Here is a 16,867-nt window from a genome sequence, read left to right on the forward strand (position 1 = left end):
GATGGATGTTTTGTGTGTTTATTTTTTTTTTTTTTTTGTATATTTGATACGTCAACCATTAAAATTAATAGTTATAAAAACATGTTTTGTTTTTCATTCTCGTTGCGACCATAGTTGCAACGTCAATGCTGGGACTTTCCTGTAGTAAGGAAGAAATGTCGCAGAGACCCGGGGATGAAAAGTATGAACGGATCGGGCAGTTGCACAACGAGGGACTGGATTTTGTGCTCGATCGCCTTTCTGCCAGCCAGACGAAAGGTGGCAGCGGACTGACGCGAGAGCAGGCCATGGCTGTGGTTATGGAGGCGGTGACTGCTTATCTGGAGAATCACGGAATACCAACAGACCAAGTGAGGCCGGAAGTGTATTGTGGCGAAGAATATGACGGAGCGGGTCTGACGGACGAACAAAAGGAACTCTACGATGAGTTGATCGGGGCGATCAGGGATCCGCTGCTGGATTATGAGAGCACGCAAAAGGCCGTCAGCCTGGTCGAGGCCCGTGTCGCTGCAGCCTTGCCCACCCAGGAGGCGGAACCGCTGCTGTGCGGGATTGCCGTCGCGCGATACTCTATGGAGTATTGGTACAACCATGCTGACGAATGGGAATTGTTAGCGGGACTGGATAATCTGGCATACCAGCCTATGACGAAGGCGGTAACTCCGGAAAGCGACGAAGACGATCTGTCGTGGAAAGATTTGGTGGAGGCTGATGCAGGCGGCGCTGTTGTCGGGGCTATTGCGGGGGGAGGAGCAGGCGCCCTGGCGGGAGGTCTGACGGCCTCGGCTGCCGACGGAGTGGGACAATTGATTGATAAAATATTGTAAATGGGAATGGCACGTATAATAAAATATGACATTGCGAATGCTTTGTTATGCAGCTTTATGCTGGCAATGTTTATCGCAGATGCGATTAAGGATTACGACCCGTCGGAGGAGTTTTATCTCCTCAAGAGAGCGATCAGCATATCCGTCGCTATGATGGTTCTTGTGCTGATTGAGAAATGGATTTATCGCCGCGGAAAAAAGAAAATAGAGCGACTGACTGTCGAAAAAAGGGAAACCGCTTTGGCCCGGCCTTCGAAAAGGAGATATTGGCTCATGGCAGCCGCGCTGTTCCTGGTTTCGGTCGCAAGTTTCGCATGGGGCGCGTGGAGTGCGAACGACTCGGACGCATTGCGTAGAGTGTGGCTGGCGGCATTGACAGACTGGTCGTTGTTGATCGTTTTCAGCGGGGTGGTATATTGGTGGTTCTGGATGCGTAAGGGTCGCAATCCGCAGGATGAATCCGATGTTGCGGATCGTCGCGTATAGCCTATGGCGTTTCTGTTGTTCGTTGTTCTCCTGTCGGCTCCTTTCCTGTCCGGGTGGGACGAAACCTACTCCCTCGGATATGCGAAGGAGCTGGCTTTTTGTGTGCTTAGCTTAATTCTGGTCTGTACGGCGCTGGTTCGCCGCCGGGAATGGCCGATACGGATCTATGACGTCGGCGCTCTTCTTCTGTTGGCTGCCATCGTTTCCAATCCGCGTTTTTGGGATAACGGGGCTTACCTGTCCGTCGCTTTCGTTCTGATCGGTTGGTCGGCGACCAGGCTCCGATGGACGCGGGCGACGCTCTACGCGATTGTCGTGGCCGGAACCATCCACGCCCTGATGAGCCTTGGGCGGATTGTCCTGCTTCCCCCGCCGCCTCTGAAAGGAGTTATGGGAAATTCTGGTGTTATGGGGGTCGATTTGGCATTGATTGTGCCTGTAGCTTTAGGTCTGGCGTTCGTCGAACGCCGAAAATGGCAAAAGGGGGTGGCGGGTGTCGTTGCCGTTGTGATGTTTGTCGCGTTGGCGCTTACCCGTTCGAGAACGGCATTGTTAGCCTGTCTGGGCGGTATGGCCTGTTTGCTTTGGCATTATGTCCCGTTTCGGATTTTCGTACAACGATGCCTCGATACGCGTTTCAGACGGTTTGTCGCGGGCGCGGCAATAGTTACGGCTGTTATTGTCGGAAGTGTCGTTCTGTTAAGTTATCGGACCGGGTCGGTCAACGGTCGGATGCTGATCTATCGGGTTACGGTCGAAATGATAATGGACAAACCGTTGCTCGGACATGGATACGATACATTTGCGGCCCGGTATCCCGATTACCAGGCCGCTTTTTTCGTCCGTCACCCGAACAGTCCGCTGGCGATTTATGCGGATAATACGAAGGTCGGTTTCAACGAATACCTGCACATCGCCGCCGAATCCGGTTTGGTGGGGCTGGCGGTTGTCATCGGGTTGATTATCGCATTGTTTCGGATCCCCGGCACGGGAAAACCGATTGCCGTTCTGTGTCGGGGATCGCTTGTCGCTTTGCTGATAGCGGCCTGTTTTTCCTATCCGTTACGTCGGTACGAAACGTTATTGGTTGTTACGTTATTGGTCGGGATGTTGGCCGCGCAGGACGATCGGGCGATCTGCGTTCTTCCCCGATGGGTCGGTTGGGGCTTCGTCCCTTTATTGTTCTGGTTTTATGTCGATTTCAGTACTCTTATATACAAACAAGCCGAAGGCTATTCGCTATGGCAGCAGGCTCGGAGCGGAGAACGGTCGGTGGATGAGCGGTGGCTGATATACGAAAAGGCGAGTGCCCGACTGGCGCACCATCTCCCGTTTCTTTGCAATTATGCGGTCGTTCTCTCTGCGTCGGGAGAAGTAGAGCGAGGAAATGTCTTGTTCAGCCGGGCATTTCTTTATATGAATACCTCTGAGTTGCAGGTCATGGTCGGGGCGAACGATGAACGCGCGGGCAGGCCGAACGATGCGGAAATACGTTATCTTCGAGCCTGGAACATGGTGCCAAACCGTTTTTATCCGCTTTACCGTCTGATGATGCTGTATCAAAAACAGAAAGATACGGCACGAATGCGCCGCACTGCATGTGCGATACTGGCGAAGAAGGTCAAGATACCGTCGTACACGGTTCGACGGATACGGGAGGAGGCTGCTCGGCTGCTCGAATAATGCCTGCGGCTTCTTAGCACGTCTGCCGACTCTCTGCGCGCGATTGTTTTATCTGAAGAGTGATGTCTGCAAATGTTTGCATGGAGAGTGTAAATAAAGTTTGTATTTTCGCGTTACGAAAACAATACCGACCATGAACAACAGACCTGTCAGAGTTCGCTTCGCACCCAGTCCCACGGGACCCCTCCACATGGGCGGCGTGCGCACCGCGTTATACAACTACCTTTTTGCCCGTCAGCACGGCGGAGCCTTCCTGCTTCGTATCGAAGATACCGACTCGAACCGCTTCGTCCCCGGAGCCGAGGAGTACATCATCGAATCGCTGAAATGGTGCGGCATCGAGGTGGACGAAGGTGTCGGCGTTGGCGGCCCCCATGCCCCCTATCGCCAGAGCGAACGGCGTGAAATCTACCTCAAATATGCCGAGCAGTTGGTTCGCGACGGCTGGGCCTACTACGCATTCGATACACCGGAGGAGCTCGACGCCATCCGCAAGAAGTATGAGTCGCGCGGCGAAACCTTTGCCTACAACTATGCCGTTCGTACCCGGCTGGCCACTTCGCTGGCACTGCCTGCCGAGGAAGTGGAAGCACGGATTGCCCGCGGAGACCAGTGGACCATCCGGTTCCGGATGCCCGAAAACGAGCAGATCGAGATGGACGACATGATTCGCGGTCACGTGACCGTCAACAGTTCGACCCTCGACGACAAGGTGCTGTACAAATCGGTCGATCAGCTGCCGACCTACCACCTGGCCAACATCGTGGATGACTACTTGATGGAGATTACCCACGTGATCCGCGGCGAAGAGTGGCTGCCGTCGCTGCCGCTGCACGTGATGCTTTACCGTGCTTTCGGCTGGACGGATCGTATGCCGCAGTTTGCCCACCTGCCGCTGCTGCTCAAACCGACCGGTGGTGGCAAACTCAGCAAGCGTGACGGCGACAAGCTCGGTTTCCCGGTCTTTCCGCTGCAGTGGAAACCGCAGGACGGCGGCGAAGGGGCACGCGGCTATCGCGAGGACGGTTACTTCCCCGAAGCCTTCGTGAACCTGCTGGCACTGCTGGGTTGGAACCCGGGGAATGACCACTCGGAGATCCTCTCGATGCCGGAGCTGATCGAACTCTTCTCGCTTGAAAAGGTGAGCAAGTCGGGTGCACGTTTCGACCCCGAAAAGGCCAAATGGTTCAACGCACAATACCTGCATCGCAAGTCGAACGCCGAACTGGCCGCGCTCTTCATCCCCGTGCTGGCCGAAAAGGGTCATGCCGATGTGCCGGTTGAGAAGGTGGAACGGATCATGGGGCTGGTGAAGGAGCGAGCCACGTTCATTACCGACCTGTGGAACCTCTCGTGCTACTTCTTCGAGGCACCCGAATCGTACGACCCCAAGGCAGTGGCCAAGTTCTGGAAGGACGACAATCCCGAGCATGTGATGAATCTGCGTCACCAGCTGGAGGTGGTCGAAGATTTTACCGCTCCGGCACTGGAGGCCAAGGCCCATGCCTGGATCGAGGCCGAGGGGCTGCCGATGGGCAAAGTGATGAATACGTTGCGGCTGGCCGTGGTAGGCGCAAGCACCGGGGCCAACATGTTCGAGATTGCCGAGGTGATCGGACGGGCTGAGTTTGTGCGCCGTATCGAGCGTGCACACGAGGTGCTGGGTTAATCGGCCCGTAGGATATTTGTACAAGTGGCGTGTAACCGAATCTTGTTCGGTTACACGCCGCTCTTTTTGATGCGGATCGCAGCGTAATGTCGTTGATGATTAGGGGACGATTGCGTGGCATGGAAGTAGATAACGTCGGTGAAGATGGCAAAAACAAATAATGCAGCGTTTGGGGAATGATGGGCTGATGTGTTTGCCGGGGCAGACGGTGGTTGCGGTGTGTAACAGGGGTGTTGCGACGGAACGGGATAAGTACGGGATGCAAGTCGAACCTTGTGCGGAAAGGGGCTGATCGTTTGTCTTGGTTTATGATTCCTCGGCGTCATGAAAGATGTGGCTCTGCAGCACGAAAGGTATTCGAATCAGATCAAATTGTGTGGATGAACAGCAGTCTTTCGGAGTGTAATGTGTGGTGATGGAATAAAATTAGGTAAAATCGGGTGTGATTGTCTGAAAAAATCGTATATTTCGGAAAGAATATCCGTTTACGGGTGATTCTTTCGGGTCGGATTTTGTGCGGGACTGTAACGTTTCACGCTAAAGATGACAGAAATATGAAAACGCTGGGTTCTATTGTCGTGCTCGGGGCAATCGCCTCGATGGCCTGGGGGCAAAATCTGGTTCCGGTTGAAAGCGTCCGCTGGGAGCGTAACTCGGTGCCGGTCGAAACGTTTCAGGAAGATCGAACGGTGGATGTGGCGAACCATGGCGGCGGGTTGCTGTTCGACGATAATAAGGTCGCTGAGGCCGAGTATCTCTTTCTGCCGTCGTTCGACGGTGCGCTCGGTGTGCGGCTGGTGCAGGACGGGATCGGAGCACGTCTCGAAGCCCAACGGGTTGCAAACTGGAAAGAGGTAAACGAACGGATGAACCGGGAGGTTCGTCCCACTCCGGTGACGAACATGACGGTCGAAAAGTGGGAACAGCAAAAAGCCGAGGCCGAGAAGGCGCGGATCGCCCGGCAGAAGGAGTGGAGTGAAAGTCTGCAAGTCGAAAGTTGCTCGTACCCGATCAGCGACTCGATGGCTGGGCTCTTTGCGGCGTGTATCGATCGGGCCGTTCGTTCGATCGAACCCGACCAGGGGCTGGACGAAACCGTGCGTCAGAGCAGTGCGGAGATGATTGCGGACGGGGAAGAGGCCGTTTTTCGCCGTGTGGTGGATGACCGGCTGTGCACGTTGAGGTATCATGTGCCCGAAGGGGCATGGGCCGATCTCTCGGATCTGTTGCGTCGGATGGTAGGCGATATGATGCAGCAATCTTTCGACGAGGCGGTTTATTATAGCGCGTTGGCCGAATAACGACGTTCCGGGTTGAGGAGGGGGGCGGCGATCGAATTGCACTTTCCGCCGCAATTGGCAGTTTCCATCTCAGACACCCGGCTCACACGCTGCCGAACATTTCATTTAGAGCCGTTTCTTTACACCCCATCCATAATCAAACACCCATTCTCTGCTACGCCCTGCTTCGCACCCAGTGGGCAGGTTGAGGCCCGCGGAGAGTGAATCCGGCTCCAACGGTGAGGGCGGTGGATGGCGTGAAACTGAGGAATAAGGTTTAGATAAGCGCGGGCAGGTGAGTGTGTAGCGCGGGGGAGGAATGCTTCAGGTGAGATGTGTGGTCTCGGAAGAAAAATGCGGCGCGGTGTCACCCGAAAGGGTAACACCGCGCCGCATCTCGTTTATGGGGTTTATGGGGCCGCGACGGTTTTAGATCGTCAGGTCCAACTCGTCGCGGAGTTTCAGAATGTTGGGGTTGAGGTTGACCAGATACTGGAGCTTGTCTTCGGTCGAGACCGGTTTGTACTCCTGATGGGTCTCGGTCACAACGACCGTGATGCTGGCTTCGGTGCCGGTCAGCGTGCGCAGGTCGTGCTCGATCTCCCATTTGGCCTGGTTGATCTCATCGGCCAGCACTTCGTTCGGAACGGTTACCGTTACCTGGTTGCCCTGTATCGTGCGGGAGGTCAGCGCCGTGGCCAGTCGTGGGCGTTGCCGCTCGTTCCACAGGCGAACCAGGTCGTCATATCGGGCCGTGATGGCTGCTTCGGCCTCTTGCGGCGTCATGGCGCGGGTTGCGACCGGTTGCGGCGCTGGGGTGGCGGGTGTCTGAGCCGTCGCGGTCGGATGGGGTGTGGCTTGCAGCTGGGTGATCGACACGCCCGTGATGGAGCGTCCGATGGGGGAACGGGTTGCGACCGGTTGCGGCGCGGGCGAACCGGCCGGATGGGATGGTGTACCGGCTGGAGTGTTGTTAGGTCGCACTGCGGCGGGGCCATTGGCTATGCCGGAGGCCGGTGCCGGACTTGCCGCTGCAGGAGAAACCGATGGTGCGGCTAAGGTGGGTGTGGCCGTTGCAGGTTGCGATGGCTGTTGAGCGGGGGCCTGTTGGGGAACGGCTCCGGAGGAAAGACTGCCCGTAGTGGGTGTTGTTGCCGGGTTGGCTCCAGTGACGGGGGGCTGTTGCGGTATGGGTGCTCCGGCGCCGGTGGCAGCGATCGACGTTTGACCGGCTGTCTGTTGTGTGCCTCCGGCGGCCGGCGTGATGGCGGGCATCGGGTATTTGCCGACTCCGGCGACCAATGCCAGTGCCTCGGCTTCGGAGGCAGCTACTGTATCACCTTTTTTTTTTAGCTCGCCCAACCCGCAGAGCTTGATGAGGGCCAGTTCGGCGTGCAGACGGCGGTTGGTGGCCTGACGGTAGCCCGTATCGGTCTGGGTCAGCAGGTTGATGGCATTGAACAGGAAGCTGACGTCGCACGATTGGGCCTGTGTGCGGTAGCGTTCGGCGACGTTGCCGGTGACTTCGAGCAGCGGTGCGGTCTGCGGATTCTTGCATACCAGCAGGTCGCGCATGTGGCTGTTCAGCCCCGCAACAAAGAGCTGGCCTTCGAATCCGCGGCGAAGTACGCCGTCGAAGAGGGTCAGCAGCTCGGCGTAGTTCCCGGCCAGGATGAGGTCGGTGGCGGCGAAGTAGGTGTTGTAGTCGAGTACGTTGAGGCTCTCGGCCACCTTGTCGCCGGTGAGCTGTGTGCCGCAGAACGATACCACGCGGTCGAACATCGACAGGGCGTCGCGCATCCCGCCGTCGGCACGCTGGGCGATGATGTGCAGCGCTTCATCGTCGTAGCTGATCCCTTCGTTACCGGCGATGTATTGCAGGTACTGGACCATGTCTTCGACGCGGATGCGGTTGAAGTCGTAACACTGGCACCGCGAGAGGATGGTCGGCAGGATCTTGTGTTTCTCGGTTGTGGCCAGAATGAAGATCGCATAGTGGGGCGGCTCTTCGAGCGTCTTGAGAAAGGCGTTGAAGGCGCTGGCCGAGAGCATGTGGACTTCGTCGATGATGTAGACGCTGTAGCGACCCACCTGCGGGGGAATGCGGACCTTTTCGGTCAGGGCGCGGATGTCTTCGACCGAGTTGTTCGAGGCGGCGTCCAGCTCGTGTATGGAGAACGAGCGGCCTTCGTTGAAGGCGCGGCACGATTCGCACTCGCCGCACGCTTCGTGGTCGGGCGTGGGGTTCATGCAGTTGATGGCCTTGGCGAAGATACGGGCACAGGTGGTCTTGCCGACGCCGCGCGGACCGGTGAACAGGTAGGCGTGCGCCAGCTGCCCGCGGGCGATGGCGTTTTTGAGGGTCTCGGTGATGTGGCTCTGCCCGACGACGCTCCGGAAGGTGGCGGGGCGGTACTTGCGGGCCGATACGACGAATGATTCCATACTCTACAAAGGTACGAAAACCGCCTCGCATTGCCAACACCCTCCCGGCGGAAACCTTGCGGTGCGGGTGTCCGGCCTTGCGGGAAACGGCGGGGCGGGAATGAGACGGGAACGAAGGGTGGGCAAACTGTGTAGATAGAAATGCGGGACTGTGGAGCGGTGAAGTTTTTTCAAAGGAGCAACCCGGCGGCATCGGTGTTCGGGGTGTGCGCGGTCTGCATGTTTCAGCGGGGCATCTCTTCGCGGAGAGGTGATTAAATTGCTGATTGTTTTGCAGAAAAGCGAAAAATATTTACCTTTGCAGTCCGAAACACACTAACACAACACAGCGATTCAATATGTACGCTATCGTAGAAATTGCAGGTCAACAATTTAAAGTTGAAAAAGGTCGCAAGCTGTATGTTCACCGTCTCGCTGACGCTGAAGGCGCCGGCGTAAGCTTCGACAAAGTCCTGCTAATTGACAATGACGGAAAGGTTGCAGTTGGCGCACCTACGGTAAAAGACGCCAAAGTGGAAGCCACTGTGCTGAAACACCTCAAAGACGATAAAGTCATCGTCTTCAAGAAAAAACGCCGCAAAGGCTACCAAAAACAGAACGGGCACCGTCAGTGCCTCACCCAAATCGAAATCAAGGACATCATCGCCTAACTTTCGAGGGAGGGACCCTAAGTTTCTAACGCTTTAAAAAGTAAAAGACAATGGCACATAAGAAAGGTGTAGGTAGTTCGAAGAACGGCCGTGAATCTGAAAGCAAACGTCTGGGTGTCAAACTCTTCGGCGGTCAGGTTGCTAAAGCCGGCAACATCATCGTGCGTCAGCGCGGTACCGTGCACAACCCCGGTGCTAACGTAGGTATGGGCAAAGACCACACCCTGTTTGCACTCGTTGACGGAACCGTATGCTTCAAGAAAAAAGCCGAAGGCAAGTCGTTCGTGTCGGTAATCCCGACTGCGGAGTAACGGCACGCGCACACGCTTGACACAACACATCCGAAAGGCCTGTTTTCTCCGCAGTGAGAAAACAGGCCTCTTTTTTGTGCAAAAAATCGTAACTTTGAAAATTCACGGCCGCGTGCCGTGGAAACGCAAACCGAGAATCAGATAAATAACCACATACGATGCTCACACTCAAACAAATCCGGGACGAACGCGACGTAACCGTCGCCCGGTTGGCCAAAAAAGGAGTGGACGCCGCTCCGATCATCGACAAAATCATCGCCCTCGACGACCGGCGTAAAGCCATCCAACAGCAGTTGGACGGCAACCTCTCCGAGCAAAACAAAATCGCCAAGGAGATCGGCGGCCTCTTCAAAAGCGGCAAAGCCGACGAAGCCAATGCACTGAAAGAGAAGGTGGCCGGACTGAAAGAGCAGTCCAAAGCCCTCGAAACCGAACAGGCGGATGTGATCAGCGAAATGGAAAGCCTGATTGTGAGTCTGCCGAACCGTCCGGCCGAAATCGTGCCCGAAGGGAAAACCGCCGAAGACAACCTTGTGGTGAAGATGGGCGGTCCCGAAGCGCGTCAGCTCAAAGGTGAAGGCATCCTGCCCCACTGGGAACTGGCCAAGAAGTACGACATCATCGACTTTGAACTGGGCAACAAACTGACCGGAGCCGGCTTCCCCGTTTACAAGGGTAAAGGCGCCCGTCTGCAGCGTGCCCTGATCAACTTCTTCCTGGACATCAACACTGCCGCCGGTTTCCTAGAAGTCGAGCCCCCGATCATGGTGAACGAAGCTTCGGGCTTCGGTACCGGTCAGCTCCCCGACAAGGAGGGACAGATGTACCACGCTACGGTCGATAACTTCTACATGATTCCGACAGCCGAAGTCCCCGTGACCAACATCTTCCGCGACGAGATTGTCGACGAAAAAGAACTGCCGATCAAAATGACCGCCTACACCCCCTGTTTCCGTCGCGAAGCCGGCTCTTACGGTAAGGATGTGCGCGGGCTGAACCGTCTGCATCAGTTCGACAAAGTCGAAATCGTCCAGGTGGCCCATCCGTCGAACTCCTATGAAAAACTCGACGAAATGGTGGCTCACGTCGAAGGAATCGTGCAAAAACTGGGACTTCCGTACCGTATTCTGCGCCTCTGCGGCGGCGATATGAGTTTCACCAGCGCCCTGACCTACGACTTCGAAGTCTATAGCGAAGCCCAAGACAAATGGCTCGAAGTATCGTCGGTATCGAACTTCGAATCGTTCCAGGCCAATCGCCTCAAACTCCGTTTCCGCAATGCCGAAACCAAGAAAACCGAACTGGCGCATACGCTGAACGGTAGTTCGCTGGCGTTGCCGCGTATCGTAGCCGCCCTGTTGGAAAACAATCAGACCCCCGAAGGGATCGTGATTCCGGAAGCGCTGCGGCCCTATACCGGTTTCGACATGATTAAGTAGAACACAAAGCGTGCCGGAAGTCTTGGCCGGAGTGGAAGTAGGGCTCTTCGGGAACGGAGAGACGCGATTCAGCCGGTCGGGACGGACTCCTCCTCTTTTGCCCCGGGTCGCGCCGTTTTGAAGGTGCAGCGTGGGGGGACAGATGCAGAGGCTTCGGTTCCGTGCCTATTGTAACTCAACCAGAGAGACTGCCCGTGTGGTCTCTCTGGGTTGGTTTTGGGCGGAAGGGTAGTCGGATGCGGATCTGCCGGAGGGAAGGGGCGCGCTGTTAATCGAAAAAGGTTATGTATATCGTCAATACCAGTTTTATGATCGAACCTCCGGTTCATGAACGGTGGTACGACCTCTTTGTGAACAAGTTTATGCCCTACCTGCGGGAGGCCGGTTTCGGTGGCGAGGATGCCCAAAAGCAGCAGCGGGTGATCTTTACCCGCGTGCTGACCGATAACGGCGACGCCCACTATACCTATTCGCTGCAGGTCGAAGTGCCCGATATCCCCGAGTATCAGCGCTTCATGCAGGATGTCATCGGAGAGTACTCGTCGATCGCCGGACCGCTTTTCGGCGAACAGGCGCTGCACTTCTCCTCATTGCTTAAGAAAATCGATATTTGATCCGCTCTCCGAACGAATGAAAACAATCCGCCAAACCCTCTCCTCCCTTTTTGCCTTCATGCTGTGCGTCGGTACGGCCGCGGCGCAGAACACCACCGAAATCCCCGTACTCGACGGCGAAAAATGGTGGGGCGCCTTTACCGCCAAAGGTTCGCAGATGCCCATTTCCGCTCCGCTCGACGGCCTGCAACCCCTCAGCCAGCAGAACTTCAACAACCAGAACGTCCCGTTTCTGGTCTCCAATTACGGACGCTACATCTGGAGTGATGAAGCGTTCGACTTCCGGTACGACGGCTCGAAATTCGTGATCGAGAACACCACGAAGCCCGTCACCGTCACCAAAGCCGGTAAGAACCTGCGCGAAGCCTTCGTGCTGGCCGCGCACGACCACTTCCCGGCCAACGGGACCATCCCTCCCGAACTTTTCTTCAGCGTGCCGCAGTACAATACCTGGATCGAACTCCAGTACAACCAGAACCAGGCCGACATCGAAAAGTATGCCGACGATATTCTGGCCAACGGGTTTCCGGCCGGTATTCTGATGGTCGATGACAACTGGCAGCGCTACTACGGTAATTTCGACTTCAAGGCTGAGCGATTCCCCGATCCCAAAGGGATGATCGACCGGCTGCATGCCAAGGGTTTCAAGGTGATGCTCTGGATTTCGCCCTTTGTCAGTCCCGACAGCCCCGAGTTCCGCGATCTGCAGGAGAAAGGGTACCTGATTCGGCAGAAAGGGAGCCGGAATGCAGCCATCATTCCGTGGTGGAACGGTTACAGCGCCTGCTACGACCTGACCAACCCGGCGGCTTTCGACCATCTGCTTCAGACCCTGAAACAGGCCCAGGCAGCGTATGGCATAGACGGTTTCAAGTTCGATGCCGGAGACCTGAGTTTTTACCATCCCGAGAGTCAGGATTACCACGACTCGACGGCACATGCCACGGATCACTGCATGAAGTGGGCCGAACTCGGCTCCAAGTTCCCGTACAACGAATTCCGTGCCTGCTGGAAGATGCAGGGGCTGCCGCTCGTGCAGCGTCTCGGCGACAAGGACTATTCGTGGAATGCCCTCCAGCTGTTGATCCCCGAAATGGTCAACGCCGGGCTGATGGGGTATGCCTACACCTGTCCCGATATGATCGGCGGCGGGCAGGTCGGGTCGTTCCGTAATGTCGATCAGACGAAACTCGATCAGGCGCTGATCGTCCGCTCGGCCCAGGTGCACGCCATGATGCCGATGATGCAGTTCTCGGTGGCACCCTGGCGGGTGCTCGACAAGGAGCATTTGGCCTGCTGCCTGGCTGCGGCCAAACTGCATGAAAAGATGGCTCCGTACATTCTGGAACTGGCTCACGATGCGGCTGAAAGCGGTGAACCGATCGTACGCAGTCTGGAGTACATGTATCCCAAACAGGGCTTCTCGGACTGCTCCGACGAGTTCATGCTGGGCACCAAGTATCTGGTGGCGCCGATTTTGACGCCCGATGGGAAACGGACCGTGCGTCTGCCGCGCGGTACCTGGATCGACGATCAGGGGCAGAAATTCAAAGGCCCGCTGGTGATCGAGGTCTCGGCTCCGATCGACCGCATTCCCTATTACGAGTTGAAACGCTAAGACGGGGGTGCGGTTGCGGCGGGGGAGGCCGCTGTGACTGAGATGCTTGAGCAGGGGTGATTGCGGAGTTGCGGGAGCGGGGGAATGCGGCAGTTGTAGGTGGCCGCAGTTGTAGTGCTCGGATGTGGGGGGTAAGGCTGATACATATCAGCAGTTGCTGCCCTGTTCGGCTCCGAACCGATAACTCCGAGTGCGGGCATGTAAATCGGATTCGATGAGCTGCCGTACCGATCCATATGACGAACTTTGAAATCGGTCGTTCTGCAATCGGCAGAACGACCGATCTTTTTTACATCCTATTTCGACCGGCTGGGCCTGCAGACAGGGGGAATGCCCCGGGGGCGAAGCATCTGTCCTTTGCATGGCGCCGTTGGAGAAATTCCAAAGTTGTACCGGCGTGATGCCGCGGGAAATGGGAAATGCGGCCGGGAAACGCGGCGAGAACAGAAAATCGCTATCTTTACATCGTACTTCGCCACTTTGTTCTATGGGCGGAGATCTTTACAACTATGTGACCTTCACCTGTTTTTCATAGCCAAACCAATTGTTCGCACAAGCTGTACGAGGCTTGAACGGAGGACGTATGCCCTTCTTCGTTCTTTGACATGCTCGACAGCGGCGGACAAATCTGGTTTCATTCATTCAATTCAAAGTGCTATGAAAAACGAAAAAAAATCTTCAGCGAATTTTCGATGGGTGGCCCGTGCGGCCGGAAACCGAATGAGTATCGATCCGGAGTGGCAGGAGGCGGCCGCTCAACCCTATCTGCAGCGTATCCGCTCGTTGGAGCGTCGGTTGGCGGTGCGCCCCGATGATCGGCTGGCTTTCGAGACCAGTATGGAGTGGTTGCGGCTGGCCCGCTTTCGGGCTGCTGCGGGCGATTCGGTTCATGCCCTGCGTGCCTATATCGAGGCGGCGGACTGCTGCTTTGACGGTTGCTGGTACGATTATGGCGACTATCATCTGCCCGGAGTGGCGTTGCGGGAGCGTTTTCGTGACATACTGGCGGAAGCCGAGCGTGTCTGTGGAGAAGACCCGCGACTGTTGTGCCTGCTGCGCACCCATCCGCAGTTGAGGCTGGCGGCCCGTTGGTTGAGGCGGTCGCTCGACCGATAGTCGCGGGGGGGCGATAACGGGGATGTGACAAATTGTCATATCCCCGTTTTTTGGCAAGGAGTTTGTATCAATACGGGTAAACTTTCAAAAAAACGAAAAATATAAAAGCCTATAAATTATGACCACAAACAATCTGACAATCAAAGCTCAGGAGCTGCTGCAACAGGCAGTGAACATTGCCCAGTCCGGCGGCCAGCAGGCCATCGAACCGGTCCATATCCTGAGCGCCATGCTGCACGAGGAGGACTCCATCGGGGTCTACCTCCTGAACAAGATCGGCGTGAATATGACCGCCCTGCGGGCCGCCGTTGCCAACGACCTGGCCCGTCTGCCCAAAGTACAGGGCGGTGAACCCTACCTCTCGTCCGAGAGTAACCAGGTGATGCAGAAGGCCATGCAGGCCACGACCCGTTTCGGCGACAAATACGTCACCCCGGAACATATCCTGCTCGGCCTCGAGGCGACCGGACGTCTGCTGAAAGATGCCGGCGTCACCGAAAAAGAACTTGTTAAAGCCATCACCGAACTGCGTAAAGGTTCGACGGTCGACAGCCAGACCAGCGAACAGCAGTTCGATGCGCTCGGCAAATATGCCATCAACCTGATCGATCAGGTGCGGAAAGGGCGGCTCGACCCGGTGATCGGGCGTGACGACGAGATTCGTCGTGTGCTTCAGATCCTGAGCCGGCGTACCAAAAACAACCCCATTCTGGTCGGCGAACCCGGTGTCGGTAAGACCGCCATCGCCGAGGGCCTTGCCCACCGTATCGTGGATGGCGATGTGCCCGAAAACCTGAAGGACAAACAGCTCTTCTCGCTCGATATGGGTGCCTTGATCGCCGGTGCCAAATATAAAGGCGAATTTGAGGAGCGACTCAAAGGCGTCGTGAAGGAGGTGATCGATTCCGAAGGGCAGATCATTCTGTTCATCGATGAAATTCACACGTTGGTGGGTGCCGGCGGCGGCGAAGGGGCCATGGATGCGGCCAATATCCTGAAACCGGCTTTGGCCCGTGGCGAACTGCGAGCCATCGGTGCCACGACCCTCGACGAATATCAGAAGTATTTCGAAAAGGATAAAGCTCTCGAACGTCGTTTCCAGAAGGTGATGGTCGACGAACCGAGCGTGCCCGATGCAATTTCGATCCTGCGTGGGCTGAAGGAACGCTACGAAAACCATCATAAGGTGCGGATCAAAGACGAAGCCATCATCGCTTCGGTCGAACTCTCGCATCGGTACATCACCTCGCGTTTCCTGCCCGACAAGGCGATCGACCTGATCGACGAGGCGGCAGCCAAACTGCGGACCGAGATGAACTCCGTGCCCGAAGATATCGATGAACTCGACCGTCGGGTGCGTCAGCTCGAGATCGAGCGCGAAGCGATCCGTCGCGAAAACGACGACAAGAAGGTCGAAGAGCTGACCCATCAGATCGAAGAGCTCAACGCACAGCGGAATGCTCTGCGAGCCAAATGGCAGGGCGAACGCGACATCATCGAAGGAATCCAGAAGCAGAAAGAGAACATTGACCGCTTCAAACAGGAGGCCGTCGATGCCGAACGCCGGGGCGATTACGGCAAGGTAGCCGAATTGCGTTATGGTAAGATTCAGGAGGCTCAGCGGGAGATCGAACGGTTGCAGGCGCAGCTGGGCGAGAACCAGAAGGATAACCCGATGATCAAAGAGGAGGTTGATGCCGAGGACATTGCCGGTGTCGTATCGCGGTGGACCGGTATTCCGGTGAGCCGGATGCTGGCCAGTGAACGTGAGAAACTGCTCTTCATGGAGGATGAGCTGCACAAACGGGTGATCGGTCAGGACGAAGCCATTCGGGCCATTTCCGATGCCGTGCGTCGTTCGCGTGCCGGGCTGCAGGACCCCCACAAACCGATCGGATCGTTCATCTTCCTCGGTACGACCGGGGTCGGTAAGACCGAGTTGGCCAAGGCGCTGGCCGAGTTCCTGTTCAACGATGCGAACCTGATGACCCGTATCGATATGAGCGAGTACCAGGAACGGCACAGTGTGTCGCGACTGATCGGGGCGCCTCCGGGATACGTCGGTTATGACGAAGGCGGTCAGCTGACCGAGGCCGTGCGGCGTAAACCCTACTCGGTGGTGTTGCTCGACGAGATTGAAAAGGCCCACCCCGATGTGTTCAACATTCTGTTGCAGGTGCTCGACGACGGGCGTCTGACGGACAACAAGGGCCGTACGGTCGACTTCCGCAATACGATCATCATCATGACCTCGAACATCGGTTCGCACCTGATTAACGAACGTTTCGAAGGGTTGGAAGACAACACCATCAGCGATGACAAACGTAACGGTATCATCGAGGGGACGAAAACCGAACTGATGGAACTGCTCAAACAGACCATCCGGCCGGAGTTCCTGAACCGTATCGACGAGATCATCATGTTCCTGCCGTTGACGCTGAACGATGTGCGTCAGATCGTCGTGCTGCAGATCAATGCGCTGCGTAAGATGCTGGAACAGAATGGTATCGAACTGGATGTCAGCGACCGTGCCGTCGATTGGCTGGCCCGCGACGGTTTCGATCCGCAGTTCGGTGCACGACCCATCAAACGGTCGCTGCAGCGGAACCTGGTGAATGAACTCTCGAAAGAGATTCTGGCCGGTAAGGTCAACAAGGATTGTCCCGTAACGGTCGATGCGTCGGACAGCGGGCTGACCTTCGCCAACTGATCGCTCAGGACAATCAATG

13 protein-coding genes are annotated in these 16,867 nt (G+C 56.4%); 12 read left to right on the plus strand and 1 reads right to left on the minus strand.

Annotation, left to right across the window (positions count from 1 at the left end; genetic code table 11):
* The first annotated feature begins 86 nt into the window (after window positions 1-86).
* The 5 genes from BQ5379_RS08840 (at window position 87) to BQ5379_RS08860 (ending at window position 5,966) form a co-directional block, all read left to right on the plus strand.
* Window positions 87-827 (plus strand): hypothetical protein, encoded by a 741-nt coding sequence (locus BQ5379_RS08840; RefSeq protein WP_071135097.1) that lies wholly within the window; start codon window positions 87-89, stop codon window positions 825-827.
* The gene (locus BQ5379_RS08845) at window positions 828-1,313 is read left to right on the plus strand and encodes a hypothetical protein (protein WP_071135098.1); all 486 of its coding nucleotides are present in this window, start codon (window positions 828-830) and stop codon (window positions 1,311-1,313) included.
* A 3-nt stretch (window positions 1,314-1,316) separates the two neighbouring features.
* Complete coding sequence (locus BQ5379_RS08850; protein ID WP_071135099.1) at window positions 1,317-2,996, plus strand: O-antigen ligase family protein; 1,680 nt, start codon at window positions 1,317-1,319, stop codon at window positions 2,994-2,996.
* Window positions 2,997-3,129: 133 nt separating this feature from the next.
* Window positions 3,130-4,665, plus strand: a complete 1,536-nt coding sequence (gene gltX / locus BQ5379_RS08855; RefSeq protein ID WP_071135100.1) for a glutamate--tRNA ligase — start codon at window positions 3,130-3,132, stop codon at window positions 4,663-4,665.
* A 554-nt stretch (window positions 4,666-5,219) separates the two neighbouring features.
* A complete protein-coding gene (locus BQ5379_RS08860; RefSeq protein ID WP_071135101.1) occupies window positions 5,220-5,966 on the plus strand; it encodes a hypothetical protein in 747 nt (248 codons plus the stop codon).
* 408 nt (window positions 5,967-6,374) lie between these two features.
* Here the strand turns inward: BQ5379_RS08860 and BQ5379_RS08865 are convergent, their stop codons facing one another.
* Window positions 6,375-8,390: a DNA polymerase III subunit gamma/tau gene (locus BQ5379_RS08865; RefSeq protein WP_071135102.1), complete on the minus strand. Its 2,016-nt coding sequence runs from the start codon at window positions 8,388-8,390 to the stop codon at window positions 6,375-6,377.
* A gap of 338 nt (window positions 8,391-8,728) precedes the next feature.
* Between BQ5379_RS08865 and rplU the strand changes: the two genes are divergently transcribed.
* The 7 genes from rplU (at window position 8,729) to clpB (ending at window position 16,848) form a co-directional block, all read left to right on the plus strand.
* The gene (rplU, locus tag BQ5379_RS08870) at window positions 8,729-9,040 is read left to right on the plus strand and encodes a 50S ribosomal protein L21 (RefSeq protein WP_027291148.1); all 312 of its coding nucleotides are present in this window, start codon (window positions 8,729-8,731) and stop codon (window positions 9,038-9,040) included.
* A 50-nt stretch (window positions 9,041-9,090) separates the two neighbouring features.
* Entirely contained in the window at window positions 9,091-9,351 is a 261-nt protein-coding gene (gene rpmA / locus BQ5379_RS08875) for a 50S ribosomal protein L27 (RefSeq protein WP_071135103.1), read from the plus strand.
* Between the two features lie 158 nt (window positions 9,352-9,509).
* Window positions 9,510-10,790: a serine--tRNA ligase gene (gene serS / locus BQ5379_RS08880; protein WP_071135104.1), complete on the plus strand. Its 1,281-nt coding sequence runs from the start codon at window positions 9,510-9,512 to the stop codon at window positions 10,788-10,790.
* Window positions 10,791-11,074: 284 nt separating this feature from the next.
* Window positions 11,075-11,404 carry a DUF4286 family protein gene (locus tag BQ5379_RS08885; protein WP_071135105.1) on the plus strand — a complete coding sequence of 110 codons (330 nt, stop codon included), beginning with the start codon at window positions 11,075-11,077 and terminating at the stop codon, window positions 11,402-11,404.
* Window positions 11,405-11,420: 16 nt separating this feature from the next.
* A complete protein-coding gene (locus tag BQ5379_RS08890) occupies window positions 11,421-13,022 on the plus strand; it encodes a glycoside hydrolase family 31 protein (protein WP_083377681.1) in 1,602 nt (533 codons plus the stop codon).
* A 657-nt stretch (window positions 13,023-13,679) separates the two neighbouring features.
* Complete coding sequence (locus tag BQ5379_RS08895; protein WP_143039434.1) at window positions 13,680-14,138, plus strand: hypothetical protein; 459 nt, start codon at window positions 13,680-13,682, stop codon at window positions 14,136-14,138.
* 118 nt (window positions 14,139-14,256) lie between these two features.
* Window positions 14,257-16,848 carry an ATP-dependent chaperone ClpB gene (gene clpB / locus BQ5379_RS08900; RefSeq protein ID WP_071135107.1) on the plus strand — a complete coding sequence of 864 codons (2,592 nt, stop codon included), beginning with the start codon at window positions 14,257-14,259 and terminating at the stop codon, window positions 16,846-16,848.
* Window positions 16,849-16,867: the final 19 nt, after the last annotated feature.

Origin of the sequence: Millionella massiliensis (genome assembly GCF_900104655.1) — a bacterium.
Classification (GTDB): Bacteria; Bacteroidota; Bacteroidia; order Bacteroidales; family Rikenellaceae; genus Rikenella; species Rikenella massiliensis.

What these genes read in the sequence shown, in the direction of transcription:
- BQ5379_RS08845 (WP_071135098.1), top strand. Translation starts at nt 828, where the DNA reads ATGGGAATGGCACGTATAATAAAATATGACATTGCGAATGCTTTGTTA.
- BQ5379_RS08850 (WP_071135099.1), top strand. Translation starts at nt 1,317, where the DNA reads ATGGCGTTTCTGTTGTTCGTTGTTCTCCTGTCGGCTCCTTTCCTGTCC.
- gltX (WP_071135100.1), top strand. Translation starts at nt 3,130, where the DNA reads ATGAACAACAGACCTGTCAGAGTTCGCTTCGCACCCAGTCCCACGGGA.
- BQ5379_RS08860 (WP_071135101.1), top strand. Translation starts at nt 5,220, where the DNA reads ATGAAAACGCTGGGTTCTATTGTCGTGCTCGGGGCAATCGCCTCGATG.
- BQ5379_RS08865 (WP_071135102.1), bottom strand. Translation starts at nt 8,390, where the DNA reads ATGGAATCATTCGTCGTATCGGCCCGCAAGTACCGCCCCGCCACCTTC.
- rplU (WP_027291148.1), top strand. Translation starts at nt 8,729, where the DNA reads ATGTACGCTATCGTAGAAATTGCAGGTCAACAATTTAAAGTTGAAAAA.
- rpmA (WP_071135103.1), top strand. Translation starts at nt 9,091, where the DNA reads ATGGCACATAAGAAAGGTGTAGGTAGTTCGAAGAACGGCCGTGAATCT.
- serS (WP_071135104.1), top strand. Translation starts at nt 9,510, where the DNA reads ATGCTCACACTCAAACAAATCCGGGACGAACGCGACGTAACCGTCGCC.
- BQ5379_RS08885 (WP_071135105.1), top strand. Translation starts at nt 11,075, where the DNA reads ATGTATATCGTCAATACCAGTTTTATGATCGAACCTCCGGTTCATGAA.
- BQ5379_RS08890 (WP_083377681.1), top strand. Translation starts at nt 11,421, where the DNA reads ATGAAAACAATCCGCCAAACCCTCTCCTCCCTTTTTGCCTTCATGCTG.
- BQ5379_RS08895 (WP_143039434.1), top strand. Translation starts at nt 13,680, where the DNA reads ATGAAAAACGAAAAAAAATCTTCAGCGAATTTTCGATGGGTGGCCCGT.
- clpB (WP_071135107.1), top strand. Translation starts at nt 14,257, where the DNA reads ATGACCACAAACAATCTGACAATCAAAGCTCAGGAGCTGCTGCAACAG.